Consider the following 16,260-nt stretch of genomic DNA (forward strand, 5'->3'; position numbering starts at 1 on the left):
GGGATCCCATCCTCGCCCCGCCTTGGTTTGGGGTCAAGCCCCTTTCAGGGCCTCACTGCGATAAATGTAGCCAGTGCCTGCGCTGACGAAGCTCAGGCGGTGGCTGATACAGGCCGGCGCATCCTCCTGATGGTGTGACACGAACAGCAACTGGGTACCGCCCTCGGCCACCAGCAGATCGATCCAGCGTTTGACCCAGTGGCGGTTGAAGGTATCCAGCCCCTGCAAGGGTTCGTCCAGGATCAGGATGGGGGGGTGCTTGACCATGGCCCTGGCGATCAGCAGCAGCCGTTGCTGGCCGTAAGACAGGCTCCGGAACGGCGCGTTGGCCTGGCCCTGCAGGCCGAGCAGCGTCAGCCATTGTTCGGCCAGGGCCAACTGGCTGGCGCCGGGCTGCTGATAGACACCGACGGAATCGAAGAAGCCGGACAGGATCACCGAGCGCGGCGTGGCGGTCACCCGGTAGTCCTGCTGCATGGTGGTGCTGACGTAGCCGATATGCTGCTTGATATCCCAGATGCTTTCACCGCTGCCCCGCCGACGGCCGAACAGGGTGAGATCGTTGCTGTAGCCCTGCGGATGGTCGCCGGTGACCAGGCTGAGCAGGGTGGACTTGCCGGCCCCATTGGGGCCGACTATCTGCCAGTGCTCACCCGGATCCACCTGCCAGTTCAGGCCGTCGAGAATATGGTGGCCACCGTAGCTGACCCTGATATCGCGCATGACGATGCGCGGAGCGTCGGGGTCCAGGGCACGCCGCACCGCGTCCGGATCCGCCGGCGGCAGCGCCCGGGTCGCCTGCTCCATGGCCGCCAGATGGGTCAGTTGCATCAGCTCGGCCGAGGCCGCCACCTCGGCGCGGGGCCCGGCGGTGGTCAGCTCGCACTCGGCCAGTATGCCGAGCCGGTCGGTAAAATCGGGAATTTCCTCGAACCGGTTGAGGATCAAGACCAGCGTCTGTCCCGCCGCCGCCAGCTCTTGCAGCAACAACATCAGCCCTGCGTGCGCATGCACGTCCAGGCCGTCGAAGGGTTCGTCCAGGATCAACAGTTCCGGCGCTTGCAGCAGGGCCCGGCACAACAACACCTTGCGGGTTTCTCCGGTGGAGAGATACTTGAAACCGCGATCCAGCAGTTCCGCAATGCCGAAGCGTCCGGCCAGTTCATCCAGCCCCGCCGCCTCGCCCCCGCCTTCCAGGATGATCTGTCGGGCGCTGTGGCCCTGATCCTCATAATCGAGCAGATCGCTTTCATCCTCTTCCCGCTCCCGGTCGGCCAAGCGTTGCAACTGCTCGAACGACACCCACTCGATACGCCGGAAGCCATTGCTGAACTGGCCGGCCAGCCGTGGCAGCTCCCCGGCCAAGGCCCGGGCCAGGGCGGTTTTGCCGCTGCCGTTGGCCCCGACAAAGCTCCAGCACTGCCCCTCCTCGAGTTCGAGCCCTTTGATGCTCAGCCGATGGCGTTCGCTGATGGAAAACTGGGCATCCCTGATACTGATGGCGGACATACAAGCCTGATCCTTCTCGATTAATCGGCAAAAAGACATCATCAATAACCCGGCCGCGGGATGCAAGAGACAAAATTGACACCCTGGATCCGGATTTGTGAGCCAGCCCCCAACCCGCCGCGCCAGAACAGGCTAACGTCTGCATGTCACCCACCCTCCGCTGAGGAGCTTTTATGCGTTATAACCAGGCCCTGATGGATGAACTGAATCTGTTGCTGCATTTCGATCTCGATACCACCCAGCAGGGGATCAAGGTACATCATGATGCGGACCCGGCAGTGATCGCGGCTGCCGTACGGCTGCACGACAAGGGGCTGATTACCCTGAGTGACGGCGGCTACCTGACCGAACTGGGGCGGGAAGCCAATGAACACGCACAAGCCATGCTGAACCTGTTGCGGGAAAGCACTACCGCCTGAGGCGCGCCATCCCGGTCATGGCATCTATGACCCTTCCCCAAAATAAAAAATGCCGGCAACCCGTGCCGGCATTTTGATGCGAGAAACGCAGCGAGAGTCTTACAGACCCTCGGCGTGCTCCGCCAGGTATCTGGCCACGCCGTCCGCAGAAGCCTGCATGCCTTGCTTGCCTTTTTCCCACTGGGCCGGGCACACTTCGCCGTGCTCTTCGTGGAACTGCAGGGCATCGACCATACGCAGCATTTCGTCGATATTGCGGCCCAGCGGCAGATCGTTCACCACCTGGTGACGAACCACGCCGTTGGCGTCGATCAGGAAGGAGCCGCGGAAAGCCACACCGGCTTCCGGGTGCTCTACGTCATAGGCCTTGCAGATGTCGTGCTTGACGTCGGCCACCAGCGGGTATTTCACCTGGCCGATGCCGCCCTTCTCTACCGGGGTGTTGCGCCAGGCATTGTGGCTGAACTGGGAATCGATGGACACGCCGATCACTTCCACGCCGCGGCTCTGGAACTCTTCGAAACGGCGATCGAAGGCAATCAGCTCGGACGGGCACACGAAGGTGAAGTCCAGCGGGTAGAAGAACACCACGGCGGCTTTGCCTTCGGTGAACGCTTTCAGGTTGAAGTTATCAACGATTTCGCCATTACCCAGTACAGCAGCAGCGGTAAAGTCGGGGGCCGGGCGGCCTACCAGTACGCTCATGTCTATCTCCTTGGTGTTTACAATAGTGGGTTTCCAGGAAACCACGCAGTTCGGCCACACAGTATAGGGGCGCCTGCCGCCAAACCCAAGAGCGCACGGGCCGGTTGTATGAAATTGCAGCAGCGGCCATGGCCACCGGCGGGCGGGCATAATGCCAATTCCCTGCACAGACGACCTCTGGCAGCAGGATCTGTAATAGAAGACGGTGTCGAGCCAAATAATGCTCGACATTATTGGCTGAATTTGCAAACTAGCCCCTTCGCATCCCCGTTCAGCCAAATCCCGTAAGGATAATCCATGAATCCTGTTGTCATCGCCGTCTGCCTGATGCTGGCCCTGAGCCTGCTGCGCATCAACGTGGTGGTCGCCCTTACCCTCAGTGCCCTGGCGGGCGGCATGGTCGCCGGCCTGTCGTTGACCGAGGCGGTCAATACCTTCGCCGGCGGCCTCGGCGGTGGCGCCACCATCGCCCTGAGTTACGCCATGCTGGGCGCCTTTGCCGTGGCCATCGCCCGCTCCGGCATCACCGACCTGCTCGCGCTCAAGGTGATCCGCGCCCTGGGCCGGGACGCCACCGCCGGCCGCCTGTTGTGGATCAAGGCGCTGCTGCTGTGCACCCTGCTGCTGGTGGCCATCTCCTCCCAGAACCTGATCCCGGTGCACATCGCCTTTATTCCCATCCTGATCCCGCCACTGTTGCATGTCATGGCCAGGCTGCGGCTGGACAGACGCGCCGTGGCCTGCGTGCTCACCTTCGGCCTCACCGCCACCTACATGCTGCTGCCGGTGGGCTTCGGCGGCATCTTCCTCAACAACATCCTGCTGGCCAACCTGGTCGAGAACGGGGTGACGGCCGACAAGGCCATGCTGCCCACCGCCATGGCGATTCCCGTGGGCGGCATGTTGCTCGGCCTGCTGGTGGCGCTGTTTATCAGCTACCGCCGCCCCCGGGACTATGACGAAGCCAAGATCCTGGCCATCGAGCCCGAGCAGGTCCGCATCAACGGCGCCCATATCCTGATCGCCGTGCTCGCCATCCTCACCGCCCTGGGGCTGCAGCTGTACAGCGACTCCATCATCCTCGGCGCCATGGTCGGCTTCGTGATCTTCACCCTGGGCGGGGTCATCAAGTTCAGGGAAAGCCAGGACGCCTTCACCCAGGGGGTGAAGATGATGTCGCTGATCGGCTTTATCATGATCGCCGCCGCCGGCTTCGCCGCCGTGCTCAAGGCCACCGACGGCATCGGCAGCCTGGTGCAGGCGGTGGAAGCGGTGATCGGCGACAACAGGGCCCTCGCCGCCCTGATGATGCTGGTGGTGGGCCTGCTGATCACCATGGGCATCGGCTCCTCTTTTTCCACCATTCCCATCATCGCGCCCATCTATGTGCCCCTGTGCATCGCGCTCGGCTTCTCGCCGCTGGCCACGGTCGCCATCATCGGCACCGCCGGCGCCCTGGGGGACGCGGGTTCGCCGGCTTCCGACTCCACCCTGGGCCCCACCTCGGGCCTGAACGCGGACGGCCAGCACGATCATATCTGGGACTCGGTCGTGCCCACTTTCCTGCACTACAACCTGCCGCTGATCGTCTTCGGCTGGCTGGCGGCCATGGTGCTCTAAATTTCTCGGTAAGGGGCAAGGGTGGCACCGCCTTGCCCTGTCGGTTTTCTCCTGATCAACGTCAAGCTATTCACCCTCGAAGCTGTTAAAATAAAACTACATTTTTAGCTTCCAGGGTCTTAAACATGAAACCTAACAACAATAACCTTGATCCCCTGCTACCGCCGGAAATAGCGAAAAAAGCCGAGGATGTGGGGGTCTACAAGGCCAGCAGCCCACCGTTGCAATCTTTCATACTGGCGCTGACTGCCGGTGTGTTTATCTCCATCGCCTTCGTGTTCTACATTACGGTCACCACCGGCGCCGGCGGCCTGCCCTGGGGCATGGCACGCTTTATCGGCGGCCTGGCCTTCAGCCTGGGGCTGATCCTGGTGGTGATCTGCGGCGGCGAGCTGTTCACCTCCAGCGTACTCACCACAGTCGCACGGGCCAGCCGGCGCATCGGCTGGGGCCAGTTGGCGCGCAACTGGGTGATCGTTTACCTGGGCAACCTGGGCGGTGCCCTGCTGCTCGTGCTGCTGATCTGGCTGGCCGGCCAGCACCTGGCCGCCGACGGCGCCTGGGGCCTCAACACCCTGAATATCGCCCGGCACAAGCTGCACCACGGCTTTGTGCAAGCGGTGGCCTTAGGCGTACTGTGCAACATGATGGTCTGCCTGGCGGTGTGGATGACCTTTTCCTGCCGCAGCAACACCGACAAGGTGCTGGTGATGCTGCTGCCGATCTCGATGTTCGTGGCCAGCGGTTTCGAACACAGCATCGCCAACCTCTTTATCCTGCCCCTGGCCATCGCCATCCAGCAGTTTGCCGGCCCCGAGTTCTGGGCCCTGACCGGCGCCCTGCCCGCCGATTTCGCCGAACTGACCCTGGCCAACTTTCTGCTCCGCAACCTGTTGCCGGTCACCCTCGGCAATATTATCGGCGGCGGCGTGCTGGTGGGGCTCAGTTACTGGCTGATTTACCTGCGCCAGACACCGCCTGCGAAATCAGAGAGCGGAGCAGATGACGCAGCCACTGCAGCGCCGGCTGGCGGTCGTGCAGCGGATGCCAGACGCAGTTGAGATGGTAGGCGGGGGCGTCCTCCGGCAACGCCACCATGCGCAACGGCCAGGCCTCGGCCAGCATCATCGCCACCTTGCGGGGCAGCACCAGCAGGTGATCGCTCTGGGCGACGATGGCCGCCGCCGACATGTAGCTCTGGCTGTTGACCGAGATGGTGCGTTTACGCCCCTGCCCCGCCAGCCAGCGGTCGACGATGGACTCGCGGGTGCCGAGCGGCGAGTGGAACACATGGGGCAGCTCGGTCAGCTCGTCCAGGCTGAGCCGCTCCCCCACCCCGGGGTGCTCCCGGCTGACCACCCCCGCCAGGGGCTCGGTCAGCCAGGTCTGGGTCCGCAATGAGCCGGGCACCTGCATGTATTCATCGAACCCCAGCACCAGATCCACCTCGCCGTTGACCAGGGCGCCTTCCGGCAGGCGATCGCGCAATATCCCGATCTCGATGCGCACCCCGGGCGCCAGCGTCTTCAGCCGGCGGATAAGCGGCGGCACCAGCACGCACTCCACATAGTCGGTGGTGCTGAGCACGAAGCGCCGGCTGGAGCTGGCGGGATCGAAGCGCTCCTCCCGTCCCAGCTCCTGCTCCAGCAGTGCCAAAGCCTGGCGCACCGCCCGGTGCAGAACGTCGGCGCGGGCGGTGGGCACCATGCCGGTGGCGCTGCGCACCAGCAGGGGGTCTTCGAAGAACTGGCGCAGCCGGTTGAGGGCATGGCTCATGGCCGGCTGGCTGATAAAACACTGCTCGGCCGCCCGGGTGACGTTGCGCTGGATCATCAGGGCATCGAAGGCGAGCAACAGGTTGAGATCGAGCTGGTGCAGCTTCATCAATATTCACCATAAGAATAAACTGATTAATACTATTCATTTGATGGATGGTAATGCAAGGGTCACACTGAAGCCTGAAGATTCGGGTTGTTGACAAAGAGGTAGCCTGGTTGCCGGTCGGCCAAAGGGCCTGCACCGCCGACACGCTGTAAATACCTCCCTGTACGCTCGCACATGCCATCCCTGGCATGTGACGGTCGTCGGTGCAGGCCCTTTGACCTCCTCTTCCATTACGAGGCTGTCTGCCCGGGGTCATGCCACCCCAACAACCCAGTGACAATTCACTTGTATAAGGAGTTCACCATGGCAATGGTTACCGTGGCCGCCACCCAGATGGCCTGCAGCTGGAACAAAGAAGAGAATATCGCCCGCGCCGAGCAGTTGGTACGCCAGGCCGCCGCTCAGGGCGCCCAGATCATCCTGATCCAGGAGCTGTTTGAAACTCCTTATTTCTGCATCGACCAGAGCCCCGAGCACTTCGCCCTGGCCCAGGAAGTGGACAACAGCCCGCTGATCCGCCACTTCCAGGCCCTGGCCAGGGAGCTGGAGGTGGTGCTGCCGCTCAGCTTCTTCGAGCGCGCCGGCTACGCCCACTACAACTCCCTGGTGGTGATCGACGCCGACGGCAGCCTGCTCGATGTCTATCGCAAGACCCATATCCCCAACGGCCCGGCCTACCAGGAGAAGCAGTTCTTCACCCCCGGCGACACCGGCTTCAAGGTGTGGCAGACCCGCTACGCCAAAATCGGCGTGGGCATCTGCTGGGATCAGTGGTTCCCGGAAACCGCCCGCAGCCTGGCGCTGATGGGCGCCGAGCTGATTTTCTTCCCCACCGCCATCGGCTCCGAGCCCGCCTACCCGGAAATCGACAGCCAGCCCCACTGGACCCGCACCCAGCAGGGCCACGCCGCCGCCAACCTGGTGCCGGTGATCGCCTCCAACCGCATCGGCACCGAGCAGAGCAAGTACATCGACGGCCTGGAGATGACTTTCTACGGCTCTTCCTTTATCGCCGATCAGTTCGGCGAGCTGGTGCAGCAGGCGGACAAGAGCTCCGAGGGCGTGCTGGTGCACAGCTTCGATCTGGACGCCATCGCCAACACCCGCATCAGTTGGGGCCTGTTCCGCGACCGCCGCCCGGCCATGTACCAGGCGCTGATGACCTCCGACGGCAAGACCCCGGGAGGCCGCTGATGGAACAGCTGAACGGCTTTTATATGCCCGCCGAATGGGCGCCCCAGCAGGCGGTGTGGATGATCTGGCCGCACCGGCCGGACAACTGGCGCGAGCAGGGCGCCCCGGCCCAGGCCACCTTCGCCCGGGTCGCCGAGGCCATCGCCGCCGCCACCCCCGTCTATATGGCGGTGCCGGCGAAGGAGATGGACCAGGCCCGGGCGGTGATGCCGCCCCAGATCACGCTGGTGGCCATCGAGAGCGACGACGCCTGGGCCCGGGACACGGGGCCGACCGTGGTGGTGAACGGCAAGGGCGAGGCCGTCGGCCTCGACTGGCGCTTCAACGCCTGGGGCGGCCATGAGGGCGGCCTCTACCACCCCTGGGACCGGGATCAGGCCATGGCCCGGGCCATGCTGGCGGTGCACGGGCTGCCGGCGGTGGCAAGCCCGCTGGTGCTGGAAGGCGGCTCCATCCATGTGGACGGCGAAGGCACCCTGCTCACCACCGCCGAGTGCCTGCTCAACCCCAACCGCAACCCCCACCTGAGCCAGGTGGACATAGAGCAGCACCTGAGGGAGACCCTGGGCGTCAGCCACTTTATCTGGCTGCCGGAAGGGGTCTATATGGACGAGACCGACGGCCATATCGACAACATGGCCTGTTTCGCCCGCCCCGGCGAGGTGGTGCTGCACTGGTGCGAGGATGAAAGCGATCCCCAGTACGCCCGCAGCCGGGCGGCGCTGGCGGTGCTGGAGCAGGCGGTGGACGCCAGGGGCCGCAAGCTCAGGGTGTGGAAGCTGCCCCAGCCCGGCCCCCTCTATGTGACCGAGGAGGAGGCCGCCGGGGTGGCCAGCGGCGCCGCCGTGCCCCGGCTGGCCGGCGAGCGGCTGGCGGGCTCCTACGTGAACTTCCTGATCAGCAACCGGCGGCTGGTATTCCCGCTGCTGGACGAGCGCACCGACGGCGAGGCCCGACGGCTGCTGGAGACCATTTTCCCGGAGCTGGACGTGGTGGGCGTGCCGGCGCGGGAGATCCTGCTCGGCGGCGGCAATATCCACTGCATCACCCAGCAGATCCCGGCGGTGTAACCCCTGCAGGGCCCATTTCAGTAAGCCCCCATCGGCGCCGTGGTTTGCCGTAGGGTCCGTTTCAACGGACCCTACCCCCAACGGCGCCGGACTTTGGTCGACTGACCTCCACCCTGGCCGGTTTACCGCCTTTACTGGCTACGGGGATGAAACTTGATCTTCAGGAAGATCAGCCCCGCGCCCATGATGGTGCCCAGGGGAAAGGACGGCAACTGCACCGCCACCAGTACCCAGAAAGGCCATTGTTTACCCATGCCCTCGGTGGACAGATAACCCGCCCAGGCCCGGCGGCACAGCCATAGCCAGGCGGCCACCAGCAACGCCAGGAACAGTCACAGCAGCGGGCCCTGCAGGGTCGGTGCCTGCTCGCCATTCTCGGTCACCCGCTGCATCAACAAACCGCTGCCGATAAGCAGCAGGCTGATCAGCACCGCCTGCACCACGATGATCACTTTCGCCAGGGTATCGGCGGTTTCTACTCGCATTGTCGTCTTCCTGTCATCCCATTGTTATCAAACTGACATTTTTGCCTTCTAGCATGGCGTGGTCGTAACCCCATGTGAGCAAAGGATAATTTAAAAATGAGCCAGTTTGAACTGAAGGATGAACAGAACCATCCCCGTCACCAGGTGCCCGAGTTTACCCAGATGGTCGAGCAGGGCCTGAGCCGTCGCCGCTTCCTCGGTGGCGCCGCCGCCCTGGGTGCCGCCGCCTTCTTCGGCGCCTCGCCGATTTCCCGCGCCATCGCCGCCGCCACCGGCAAGAGCCCGCTGATGGGCTTCAAGGCCGTGCCCGCCAGCACCAAGGACACCATAGTGGTGCCGGAAGGCTACAAGGTGGAACGCCTGATCTCCTGGGGTGACCCCCTGTTCTCCAACGTCGCCGAATTCATCGACAACGGCGGCAACAAGGCCGCCGATCAGGCCGGCCAATTCGGCGACAACAACGACGGCATGAGCTTCTTCCCGGTCGACGACAGCACCGCCATCCTGGCCATCAACAACGAATACACCAACTACGAGCTGATGTTCTCCCACCAGGGCAAGAACATGAGCGAAGACGACGTCAGGCGCGCCCAGGCCGCCCACGGCGTGTCCGTCATCACCCTCAAGAAGCAGGCCGACGGCTGGCGTTTCGAGCAGGACGGCAAGTTCAACCGCCGCATCGATGCCAACACCCCCATGATCATCAGCGGCCCGGCCAAGGGCCACGCCCTGCTGCAGACCAGTGCCGACCCCAAGGGCGAGCGGGCGCTGGGTACCTTCAACAACTGCGCCAACGGCATGACCCCCTGGGGCACCTACCTCACCTGTGAGGAAAACTTCAACGGCTACTTCGGCACCGACGGCGAGGTTGAACTTTCCCCGGCCCTGGCCCGTTACGGCGTGGCCGCGGAAGACGCCGGCTACCAGTGGCACCGATTCGACGAGCGTTTCGACCTGGCCAAACACCCCAACGAACCCAACCGCTTCGGCTGGGTGGTGGAAATCGATCCCAGGGATCCCTCGTCCACCCCCATCAAGCGCACCGCCCTGGGCCGCTTCAAGCATGAAAACGCCGAACTGGTGATCGACCGGGACGGCCATGTGGTGGTCTACCTGGGCGACGACGAGCGCGGCGAGCATATCTACCGCTTCGTCAGCAAAAACAAGTACAACCCCAAGGATCAGGCCGCCAACCGCAACCTGCTGGAAGACGGCACCCTCTACGTGGCCAAGTTCCACAACGGCCCCAATGGCGCGCTCAAGGGCAAGGGCGAATGGATTGAGCTCTCCTTCGGCAAGAACGGCCTGACCCCGGAAAACGGCTTTAACAGCCAGGCCGAGGTGCTGATCCACGCCCGCCTCGCCGCCACCCAGGTGGGCGCCACCACCATGGACAGGCCCGAGTGGGTGGCGGTCCACCCCACCGAGCCCATGGTGTTCTGCACCCTGACCAACAACCGCAACCGCGGCGTGAAGGATAACCAGCCGGTGGACGGCCCCAACCCCCGCGCCGAAAACCACTATGGCCAGATAGTACGCTGGCGCCCGGAGGGCGGCCGCCACAGCGCCGAGGGCTTCGACTGGGATCTGTTCGTGCTGGCCGGCAACCCCGAGGTGCATAACGGCAGTCTCTACGCCGGCTCCGCCAACCTCAATGCCGACAACATGTTCAACAGCCCGGACGGCATCGGTTTCGACCAGGGCGGCCGGCTGTGGATCCAGACCGACGGCAACTACTCCAACGAAGGGAACTTCGCCGGCCAGGGCAACAACCAGATGCTGTGCGCCGATCCGGACAGCGGCGAGATCCGCCGCTTCCTCACCGGCCCCGTGGCCTGTGAAGTGACCGGCCTGGCCTTTACCCCGGATCAGAAGACCCTGTTCGTGGGCATCCAGCACCCGGGCGAAGAGCTGGCCGGCTCCCACTTCCCCCTGGGCGGCGACAGCACCCCCCGCTCCAGCGTGATGATAGTCACCCGGGAAGACGGCGGCATCATCGGCGCCTGAAGCCAGTAAAGGTCACTTCTCCAAGGGGCCGCGGCCCCTTTTTTGCGTTCCCTCACCGTCGTTGCCGGGCGCCACCACAAATGTCTGGATATAATGCGGCGTCATGCGCACAATAAGCGCGCATCCCCCCTAAAGGAATCATCTGGAGCCCCATGACTCAGCCAGTGCTCGCACGCCATCACGTCCAGCTTAGTGGCCAGGGAAAGACTCCGCTGATCTTTGCCCATGGCTTCGGCTGCGATCAGCAGATCTGGCATCGGGTGATCCCGGCCTTTGAGGCGGATTACCGTATCGTCTTGTTCGATCATGTGGGCTGCGGCCGCTCCGAGCTGTCCGCCTACGATGCGGGCCGCCACGGCAGCCTGGAGGGCTACGCCCGGGATCTGCTCGAACTCTGCGACGCGCTCGGACTTGAGCAGGCCACCCTGGTTGCCCATTCGGTGGCCGGGGCCATCGGCATGCTGGCCGCTATCGACCAGCCCGAGCGGTTCCGGCAATTGATCGCCATCGGCCCCTCCCCCTGCTATGTGAATGACGGTGACTATAAGGGCGGTTTCGAGCCGGCCGACATCCGGGCCCTGCTCGACATGATGGAGCGCAACCATGTGGAATGGGCCGGGCACCTGGCCCCCCTGGTGATGGACAACCCTCATCGTCCCGAGCTGGCGGAGGATTTGCGCCAACGCTTCGCCGCCGCCGAACCGGCCATTTCCCGCCGCTTTGCCGAAGTCACCTTTATGAGCGATATCCGGGCACGGCTGCCGCGGGTCACGGTGCCGACCTCCATCCTTTATTGCGACACCGACGCCGTGGTGCCGCTGTCCGCCATCGAATACCTGGGGCGTCACCTGCCTCGTTGCCGTTTGCACCGGCTGCCGGCCAGCGGGCATTATCCCCATCTCAGCCACCCCGACGCCGTTATCGCCGCCCTGCGGCAGGAGCTGGCCGCTGTCTGAGCACGCCTTCGCCCACCCCGATGATCTTCCCTGCGGCCTGCTCAAGCTGGACGAGCAGGGCCGCATCCTCGACGCCAATGCCCAGCTCTGCGGCTGGCTCGATTACTCGCAAGGGCAACTGCACGGTCAGCCCGTCGAGCGGCTGCTGGGGCCGGCCGGCCGGATTTTCTACCTGTCGCAGATCCTGCCCGCCCTGCAACACCATGGCCGGGTCGATGAAATCGCCTTTCGCCTGCTCGCCCGCACCGGCGGCGAGCTGCCGGTGCTGCTCAATGCCCGCCGCCACCAGGAAGGAAGCACAAGCCGCTACCTCCTGGCGCTGATGCCCACCAGGCAACGGGATCAGATAGAAACCCAGTTACTCCAGGCCCGGCGGGACGCGGAGCAGGCGGCGGCGGAAAAGGAGGCGGCCAACCAGGCGCTAGAGCAGGCCCGCCGGCAACTGACCGAACTCAACCAGCGCCTGGCTCACCAGGCCGAAACGGATCCGCTGACCGGCGTCTTCAACCGCCGCCGCTACGAGCAGGAGCTGGCCCGGCTGCTGGCCCGCTTTGAGCGCAGCCGGGCTCCCTTTTCCCTGTTGCTGGCCGACATCGATCACTTCAAGCGCATCAACGACAGCCAGGGCCATGACACCGGCGACAGGGTGCTGCAACAGATCGCGGGCACCATGCAGGGCGGCATTCGGGAACTCGACTGCCTGGCCCGGGTGGGCGGCGAGGAATTCGCCATCCTGCTCCCGGACACCCTCCTCCCCGAGGCCGTCCGGCTGGCGGAACGGCAGCTGGCCAGCGTAGCTCGGCTGCGCTGGCCCTTCGGCCCGGTGACCGTCAGCATCGGCCTGGCCCAGTGTGCGCCGGGCGACACCCAGAGCAGCCTGTTCAGCCGGGCCGACGGCGCCCTCTACCGGGCCAAGGAAGCAGGACGCAACCGGATAAAGGTCAGTCCGGCCAGGGACTGAGCCCCTTATGCCCCGGCTGCCGGCCCCAGCCGGGCCTCGCGGAAGGCGGCCAGCCGTTCGTCCACCAGGGCACGGGTGGCTTCGGCGTTGTCCTTGATAGCGCCCGCATACACCCCCAGCCCGTCCAGTACCTTGACCGCCTCGCCATAGCCCTGGTCGATGGCCTTGGTAATTTTCGCCAGAAACTGCTCCACCTGCTCCGGTTCGGTCAAGTCGGGATGTTGCTTTTTAAAGGTATCGAAGTGGCCCAGGGCCCCGTTGGCGATGCGCTCGGCGGTGTTTTCCGGCGACCAGAAATCGTCACGCTCGCTCGCCATCCTGTCTTCGGTCACGGCGAACTCCTCGCCCAGCTCCGCATTGAGCTTGTCCAGCACCTCCCGGAAGAAAATGCGCATGCTCTTGTCGTTGCTTTTATCCGCCGCCCCGAACATGGCCTCAATCAACCCCTTGTTGCTGCGGGCCTTGAGCTCATCCCGCACCTTCGACAGCTCTGCCCCGGGGCTGTGCTCGGCCTGCTTGTCCGTTGCCTTGGCGTTTTCCGGGTTGGTCCGGCCAGGGTGGCTGACCTGGGTCTTTAACATGGGTGGCACCGTCATCATATCCTCCTGAATCAATGGGGCCGGAGTGATTGTTCAGTCATTCACTCCGGCCCCATATTATCGGCAGGAGCAGCGCGAAGATGAGCGGCCATCGTGATCTCGACCCGCTTTTGCTGTTACCCTGTGGCCATGGCGTTTCTGTTCCAACTCATTAATCCCGCTAAGGAAATCCCATGAAATACAGAAAACTGGGCAATACCGACCTCGACGTCAGCCTGATTGGCCTGGGCACCATGACCTGGGGCGAGCAGAACACCGAGGCCGAGGCCCACGCCCAGCTCGACCTGGCCCTGGATCGGGGCGTCAACCTGGTCGACACCGCCGAGATGTACCCGGTGCCACCGCGCCAGGAAACCCAGGGTCGCACCGAAACCATGATCGGCAACTGGCTGGCCGCACGCGGCAACCGCGACAACATAGTGCTGGCCACCAAGGTGGTGGGCCGCTCCCGGGATCCCAAACGCCCTTCCTACTTCCGCGACGGCCAGCCCAAGCTCGACAGGGCCAATATCGTCGCCGCCCTGGACGACAGCCTGCGCCGGCTGCGCACCGATTACGTGGATTTTTACCAACTGCACTGGCCGGATCGCACCACCAACATGTTCGGCCAGCTCGGCTTCGAGACCCTGGTGGAGGAAGAGAGCGTCCCCATCGAGGAGACCCTGTCAGCCCTGGATGAGTTGGTGAAGGCGGGCAAGATCCGCCATATCGGCGTGTCGAACGAAACCGCCTGGGGCGTGCACAAATTCCTGGCCGCGGCGGACAAGCACGGTTTGCCGCGCATTCAGGGCATCCAGAACCCCTACAACCTGCTCAACCGTACCCATGAGGTGGGGCTGTCGGAGTTCAGCCTGCGCGAGGGGGTGGGCCTGCTGGCCTACTCGCCCCTGGCCTTCGGCATGCTGAGCGGCAAATACGAGAACGGTGCCCGGCCGGAAAACGCCCGCCTCACCCTGTACAGCCGTTTCCAGCGCTACTGCAACCCCCAGGCCCGCGCCGCCACCAGCGCCTACGTGGCGCTGGCCCGGGAGCACGGCCTGACCCCGGTGCAACTGGCCCAGGCCTTCGTCAACAGCCGGCCCTTCGTGACCAGCAACCTGATCGGCGCCACCACTCTGGCGCAGCTGGAGGAAAACATTGCCTCGGTAGAGGTCGAACTGAGCGAAGCGGTGCTGGCCGGCATCGACGAGATCCACCGCCAGTGGTCCAATCCGGCGCCCTGATAACAACGCCGCCGTGTCTTGGGGCAGGTATTAGAGACCGTCGCCACCGCAACTTAAGAGCGTCACCACCGCAACTTAAGAGCGTCACCACCGCAATTTAAGATCGTCTCCCCCGCAACTAAAGATCGTCTCCCCCGCGCAGGCGGGGGCCCAGGGAACCTAGGCCGGAACTCGGATCGGTTAAGCTCCGCGTCGCCGGCCCTGGATTCCCGCCTTCGCGGGAATGACGCCGCGACGGCCGGCGACGCCTGCTTTGATCTGCCTGGATTCCCGCCTTCGCGGGAATGACTATTTTTTCGCCGGCCCCTGGATGTCCGTCTTCGCGGACAGGACGGCCCGGCCGTTCAGATCACCGGCCGGCGGACCAGCTCCGCCGGCCGCCGCTCCACCAGCACCCGGCCCCGGCGCACCGAATAGAGCACCTCGCCCTGGCGGCGGATCACCTCGAAATCGTCCTCCCCTTCCAGGATCACGAAGCTGGCCGGCTTGCCGACCGCGATGCCGTAGTCGTCCAGGCCCAGCACCCGGGCGCCGTTGTCGGTGATCAGATCCAGCGCCCGGGAAATGTCCTCGTAGCCCATCATCTGGCAGATGTGCAGGCCCGCGTCCAACACCCGCAGCAGCTTGCCGTTGCCGAGGGAATACCAGGGATCCCGGATGGAGTCTTCCGCCAGGGCCACGTTGATGCCCGCCGCCAGCAGCTCCTTCACCCGGGTCACGCCCCGGCGCTTGGGATAGCTGTCGAAGCGCCCCTGCAGATGGATGCTCTCGGTGGGACAGGACACGAAGTGGATGCCGGACATCTTCAGCAACCGGAACAGCTTGGAGCAGTAGGCGTTGTCGTAGGAATGCATGGCGGTGGTGTGGCTGGCGGTGACCCTGTCTCCCATACCGGCCTCCAGGGCGGCGGTGGCCAGCACCTCCAGGAAGCGGGAGGCAGGATCGTCGGTTTCGTCGCAGTGCACGTCCACCCGCTTGTTATGCCGTTTGGCCAGATCGATCACCCAGCGCATGGACTCCACCCCGTATTCCCGGGTGAACTCGAAATGGGGAATGCCGCCCACCACATCGGCGCCCTCCGCCAGCGCCTGCTCCATCAGCCCCTTGCCGTTAGGGTAGGACAGTATCCCCTCCTGGGGAAAGGCCACTATCTGCAGATCGAGCACCGGCTTCAGCCGTTCGCGCAGCCGGACCAGGCTTTTCAGTGCCACCAGCCCCGGGTCGGTCACGTCCACATGGGTGCGCACATGCTGGACCCCGTTGGCCGCCAGCAGCTCCACCGTGCTCAGCACCCGCCGCTCCACATCTTCCGGCGTCAGCAGCGGCTTGCGCTCGGCCCAGCGCTCTATGCCCTCGAACAGGGTGCCGCTCATGTTCCAGTTCGGTTCGCCGGCGGTGAGCGCCGCATCCAGGTGGATATGGGGCTCGACCAGGGGCGCGCACAACAGGTTGCCGCCCGCGTCCAGCACCCCCGGCGTTGCCGCCAGGGCGGCGGCCTGGGGCCTGATGGCGGTGAAATGCCCCTCGGCCAGCTCCAGGGTAAAGAGCCCTTCCGTTTTTCTCAGCCTGGCATTGATGATGTTCATTCCGTCCCCCTGCCACTAGGTATTCAATAAGGTCCTTTCGCA

Annotated in this window: 16 protein-coding genes and 1 pseudogene; 10 read left to right on the forward strand and 7 right to left on the reverse strand. The window is 64.4% G+C overall.

Annotated elements, in window-relative coordinates; genetic code table 11:
- Nucleotides 1–33: 33 nt before the first annotated feature.
- Entirely contained in the window at nucleotides 34–1,509 is a 1,476-nt protein-coding gene (gene modF, locus JKV55_RS09615; RefSeq protein ID WP_202084658.1) for a molybdate ABC transporter ATP-binding protein ModF, read from the reverse strand.
- Nucleotides 1,510–1,682: 173 nt separating this feature from the next.
- On the opposite strand from modF, the gene JKV55_RS09620 reads away from it, so the two are divergent.
- Nucleotides 1,683–1,928: a TIGR02647 family protein gene (locus tag JKV55_RS09620; protein ID WP_202084660.1), complete on the forward strand. Its 246-nt coding sequence runs from the start codon at nucleotides 1,683–1,685 to the stop codon at nucleotides 1,926–1,928.
- A gap of 99 nt (nucleotides 1,929–2,027) precedes the next feature.
- Here the strand turns inward: JKV55_RS09620 and JKV55_RS09625 are convergent, their stop codons facing one another.
- Nucleotides 2,028–2,633, reverse strand: coding sequence for a peroxiredoxin C (locus JKV55_RS09625; RefSeq protein ID WP_202084662.1), 606 nt, complete (start codon nucleotides 2,631–2,633; stop codon nucleotides 2,028–2,030).
- 297 nt (nucleotides 2,634–2,930) lie between these two features.
- Between JKV55_RS09625 and JKV55_RS09630 the strand changes: the two genes are divergently transcribed.
- Together JKV55_RS09630 and focA are read left to right on the forward strand one after the other, a co-directional pair.
- Nucleotides 2,931–4,253: a Na+/H+ antiporter family protein gene (locus JKV55_RS09630; protein WP_202084664.1), complete on the forward strand. Its 1,323-nt coding sequence runs from the start codon at nucleotides 2,931–2,933 to the stop codon at nucleotides 4,251–4,253.
- A 125-nt stretch (nucleotides 4,254–4,378) separates the two neighbouring features.
- On the forward strand, nucleotides 4,379–5,314 hold the full coding sequence (gene focA / locus JKV55_RS09635) for a formate transporter FocA (protein WP_202084666.1): 936 nt from the start codon (nucleotides 4,379–4,381) through the stop codon (nucleotides 5,312–5,314).
- Here the strand turns inward: focA and JKV55_RS09640 are convergent.
- Entirely contained in the window at nucleotides 5,196–6,137 is a 942-nt protein-coding gene (locus JKV55_RS09640) for a LysR family transcriptional regulator (RefSeq protein ID WP_202084668.1), read from the reverse strand. The genes focA and JKV55_RS09640 overlap by 119 nt on opposite strands.
- 303 nt (nucleotides 6,138–6,440) lie before the next feature.
- Here JKV55_RS09640 and aguB point away from each other — a divergent pair, with 303 nt between their 5' ends.
- Together aguB and aguA are read left to right on the forward strand one after the other, a co-directional pair.
- A complete protein-coding gene (gene aguB, locus JKV55_RS09645) occupies nucleotides 6,441–7,331 on the forward strand; it encodes an N-carbamoylputrescine amidase (protein ID WP_202084670.1) in 891 nt (296 codons plus the stop codon).
- On the forward strand, nucleotides 7,331–8,401 hold the full coding sequence (gene aguA / locus JKV55_RS09650; protein ID WP_202084672.1) for an agmatine deiminase: 1,071 nt from the start codon (nucleotides 7,331–7,333) through the stop codon (nucleotides 8,399–8,401). Before aguB ends, aguA begins: the two co-directional genes overlap by 1 nt.
- 131 nt (nucleotides 8,402–8,532) lie before the next feature.
- Here aguA and JKV55_RS09655 read toward each other — a convergent pair whose 3' ends face one another.
- A complete protein-coding gene (locus JKV55_RS09655) occupies nucleotides 8,533–8,715 on the reverse strand; it encodes a hypothetical protein (RefSeq protein WP_202084674.1) in 183 nt (60 codons plus the stop codon).
- Between the two features lie 18 nt (nucleotides 8,716–8,733).
- Nucleotides 8,734–8,886, reverse strand: a complete 153-nt coding sequence (locus JKV55_RS09660) for a hypothetical protein (RefSeq protein WP_202084676.1) — start codon at nucleotides 8,884–8,886, stop codon at nucleotides 8,734–8,736.
- A gap of 96 nt (nucleotides 8,887–8,982) precedes the next feature.
- Here JKV55_RS09660 and JKV55_RS09665 point away from each other — a divergent pair, with 96 nt between their 5' ends.
- The 4 genes and pseudogenes from JKV55_RS09665 to JKV55_RS09680 all read left to right on the forward strand — a co-directional run bounded on the left by JKV55_RS09665 (nucleotide 8,983) and on the right by JKV55_RS09680 (nucleotide 12,810).
- A complete protein-coding gene (locus tag JKV55_RS09665) occupies nucleotides 8,983–10,893 on the forward strand; it encodes a PhoX family protein (RefSeq protein WP_202084677.1) in 1,911 nt (636 codons plus the stop codon).
- Nucleotides 10,894–11,045: 152 nt separating this feature from the next.
- Entirely contained in the window at nucleotides 11,046–11,849 is an 804-nt protein-coding gene (locus tag JKV55_RS09670; protein ID WP_202084679.1) for an alpha/beta fold hydrolase, read from the forward strand.
- Between the two features lie 64 nt (nucleotides 11,850–11,913).
- A pseudogene (locus JKV55_RS20225) lies at nucleotides 11,914–12,105 on the forward strand (hypothetical protein); the annotation flags it as partial.
- Between the two features lie 6 nt (nucleotides 12,106–12,111).
- On the forward strand, nucleotides 12,112–12,810 hold the full coding sequence (locus tag JKV55_RS09680) for a GGDEF domain-containing protein (RefSeq protein WP_202084683.1): 699 nt from the start codon (nucleotides 12,112–12,114) through the stop codon (nucleotides 12,808–12,810).
- A 5-nt stretch (nucleotides 12,811–12,815) separates the two neighbouring features.
- On the opposite strand, the gene JKV55_RS09685 is transcribed toward JKV55_RS09680, so the two are convergent.
- Nucleotides 12,816–13,391 carry a DUF5610 domain-containing protein gene (locus JKV55_RS09685; RefSeq protein ID WP_202084685.1) on the reverse strand — a complete coding sequence of 192 codons (576 nt, stop codon included), beginning with the start codon at nucleotides 13,389–13,391 and terminating at the stop codon, nucleotides 12,816–12,818.
- A gap of 191 nt (nucleotides 13,392–13,582) precedes the next feature.
- On the opposite strand from JKV55_RS09685, the gene JKV55_RS09690 reads away from it, so the two are divergent.
- On the forward strand, nucleotides 13,583–14,632 hold the full coding sequence (locus JKV55_RS09690; protein WP_202084687.1) for an NADP(H)-dependent aldo-keto reductase: 1,050 nt from the start codon (nucleotides 13,583–13,585) through the stop codon (nucleotides 14,630–14,632).
- Between the two features lie 344 nt (nucleotides 14,633–14,976).
- Here the strand turns inward: JKV55_RS09690 and codA are convergent, their stop codons facing one another.
- Nucleotides 14,977–16,218 (reverse strand): cytosine deaminase, encoded by a 1,242-nt coding sequence (gene codA / locus JKV55_RS09695; RefSeq protein ID WP_202084689.1) that lies wholly within the window; start codon nucleotides 16,216–16,218, stop codon nucleotides 14,977–14,979.
- Between the last annotated feature and the right edge of the window lie 42 nt (nucleotides 16,219–16,260).

Origin of the sequence: Zobellella iuensis, from assembly GCF_016746085.1 — a bacterium.
Classification (GTDB): Bacteria; Pseudomonadota; Gammaproteobacteria; order Enterobacterales; family Aeromonadaceae; genus Oceanimonas; species Oceanimonas iuensis.

Coding starts and splice junctions, on each gene's coding strand:
- JKV55_RS09690 (WP_202084687.1), top strand. CDS start 13,583: ATGAAATACAGAAAACTGGGCAATACCGACCTCGACGTCAGCCTGATT.
- JKV55_RS09630 (WP_202084664.1), top strand. CDS start 2,931: ATGAATCCTGTTGTCATCGCCGTCTGCCTGATGCTGGCCCTGAGCCTG.
- JKV55_RS09670 (WP_202084679.1), top strand. CDS start 11,046: ATGACTCAGCCAGTGCTCGCACGCCATCACGTCCAGCTTAGTGGCCAG.
- JKV55_RS09640 (WP_202084668.1), bottom strand. CDS start 6,137: ATGAAGCTGCACCAGCTCGATCTCAACCTGTTGCTCGCCTTCGATGCC.
- codA (WP_202084689.1), bottom strand. CDS start 16,218: ATGAACATCATCAATGCCAGGCTGAGAAAAACGGAAGGGCTCTTTACC.
- aguB (WP_202084670.1), top strand. CDS start 6,441: ATGGCAATGGTTACCGTGGCCGCCACCCAGATGGCCTGCAGCTGGAAC.
- modF (WP_202084658.1), bottom strand. CDS start 1,509: ATGTCCGCCATCAGTATCAGGGATGCCCAGTTTTCCATCAGCGAACGC.
- JKV55_RS09620 (WP_202084660.1), top strand. CDS start 1,683: ATGCGTTATAACCAGGCCCTGATGGATGAACTGAATCTGTTGCTGCAT.
- JKV55_RS09685 (WP_202084685.1), bottom strand. CDS start 13,391: ATGTTAAAGACCCAGGTCAGCCACCCTGGCCGGACCAACCCGGAAAAC.
- JKV55_RS09625 (WP_202084662.1), bottom strand. CDS start 2,633: ATGAGCGTACTGGTAGGCCGCCCGGCCCCCGACTTTACCGCTGCTGCT.
- focA (WP_202084666.1), top strand. CDS start 4,379: ATGAAACCTAACAACAATAACCTTGATCCCCTGCTACCGCCGGAAATA.
- aguA (WP_202084672.1), top strand. CDS start 7,331: ATGGAACAGCTGAACGGCTTTTATATGCCCGCCGAATGGGCGCCCCAG.
- JKV55_RS09665 (WP_202084677.1), top strand. CDS start 8,983: ATGAGCCAGTTTGAACTGAAGGATGAACAGAACCATCCCCGTCACCAG.
- JKV55_RS09660 (WP_202084676.1), bottom strand. CDS start 8,886: ATGCGAGTAGAAACCGCCGATACCCTGGCGAAAGTGATCATCGTGGTG.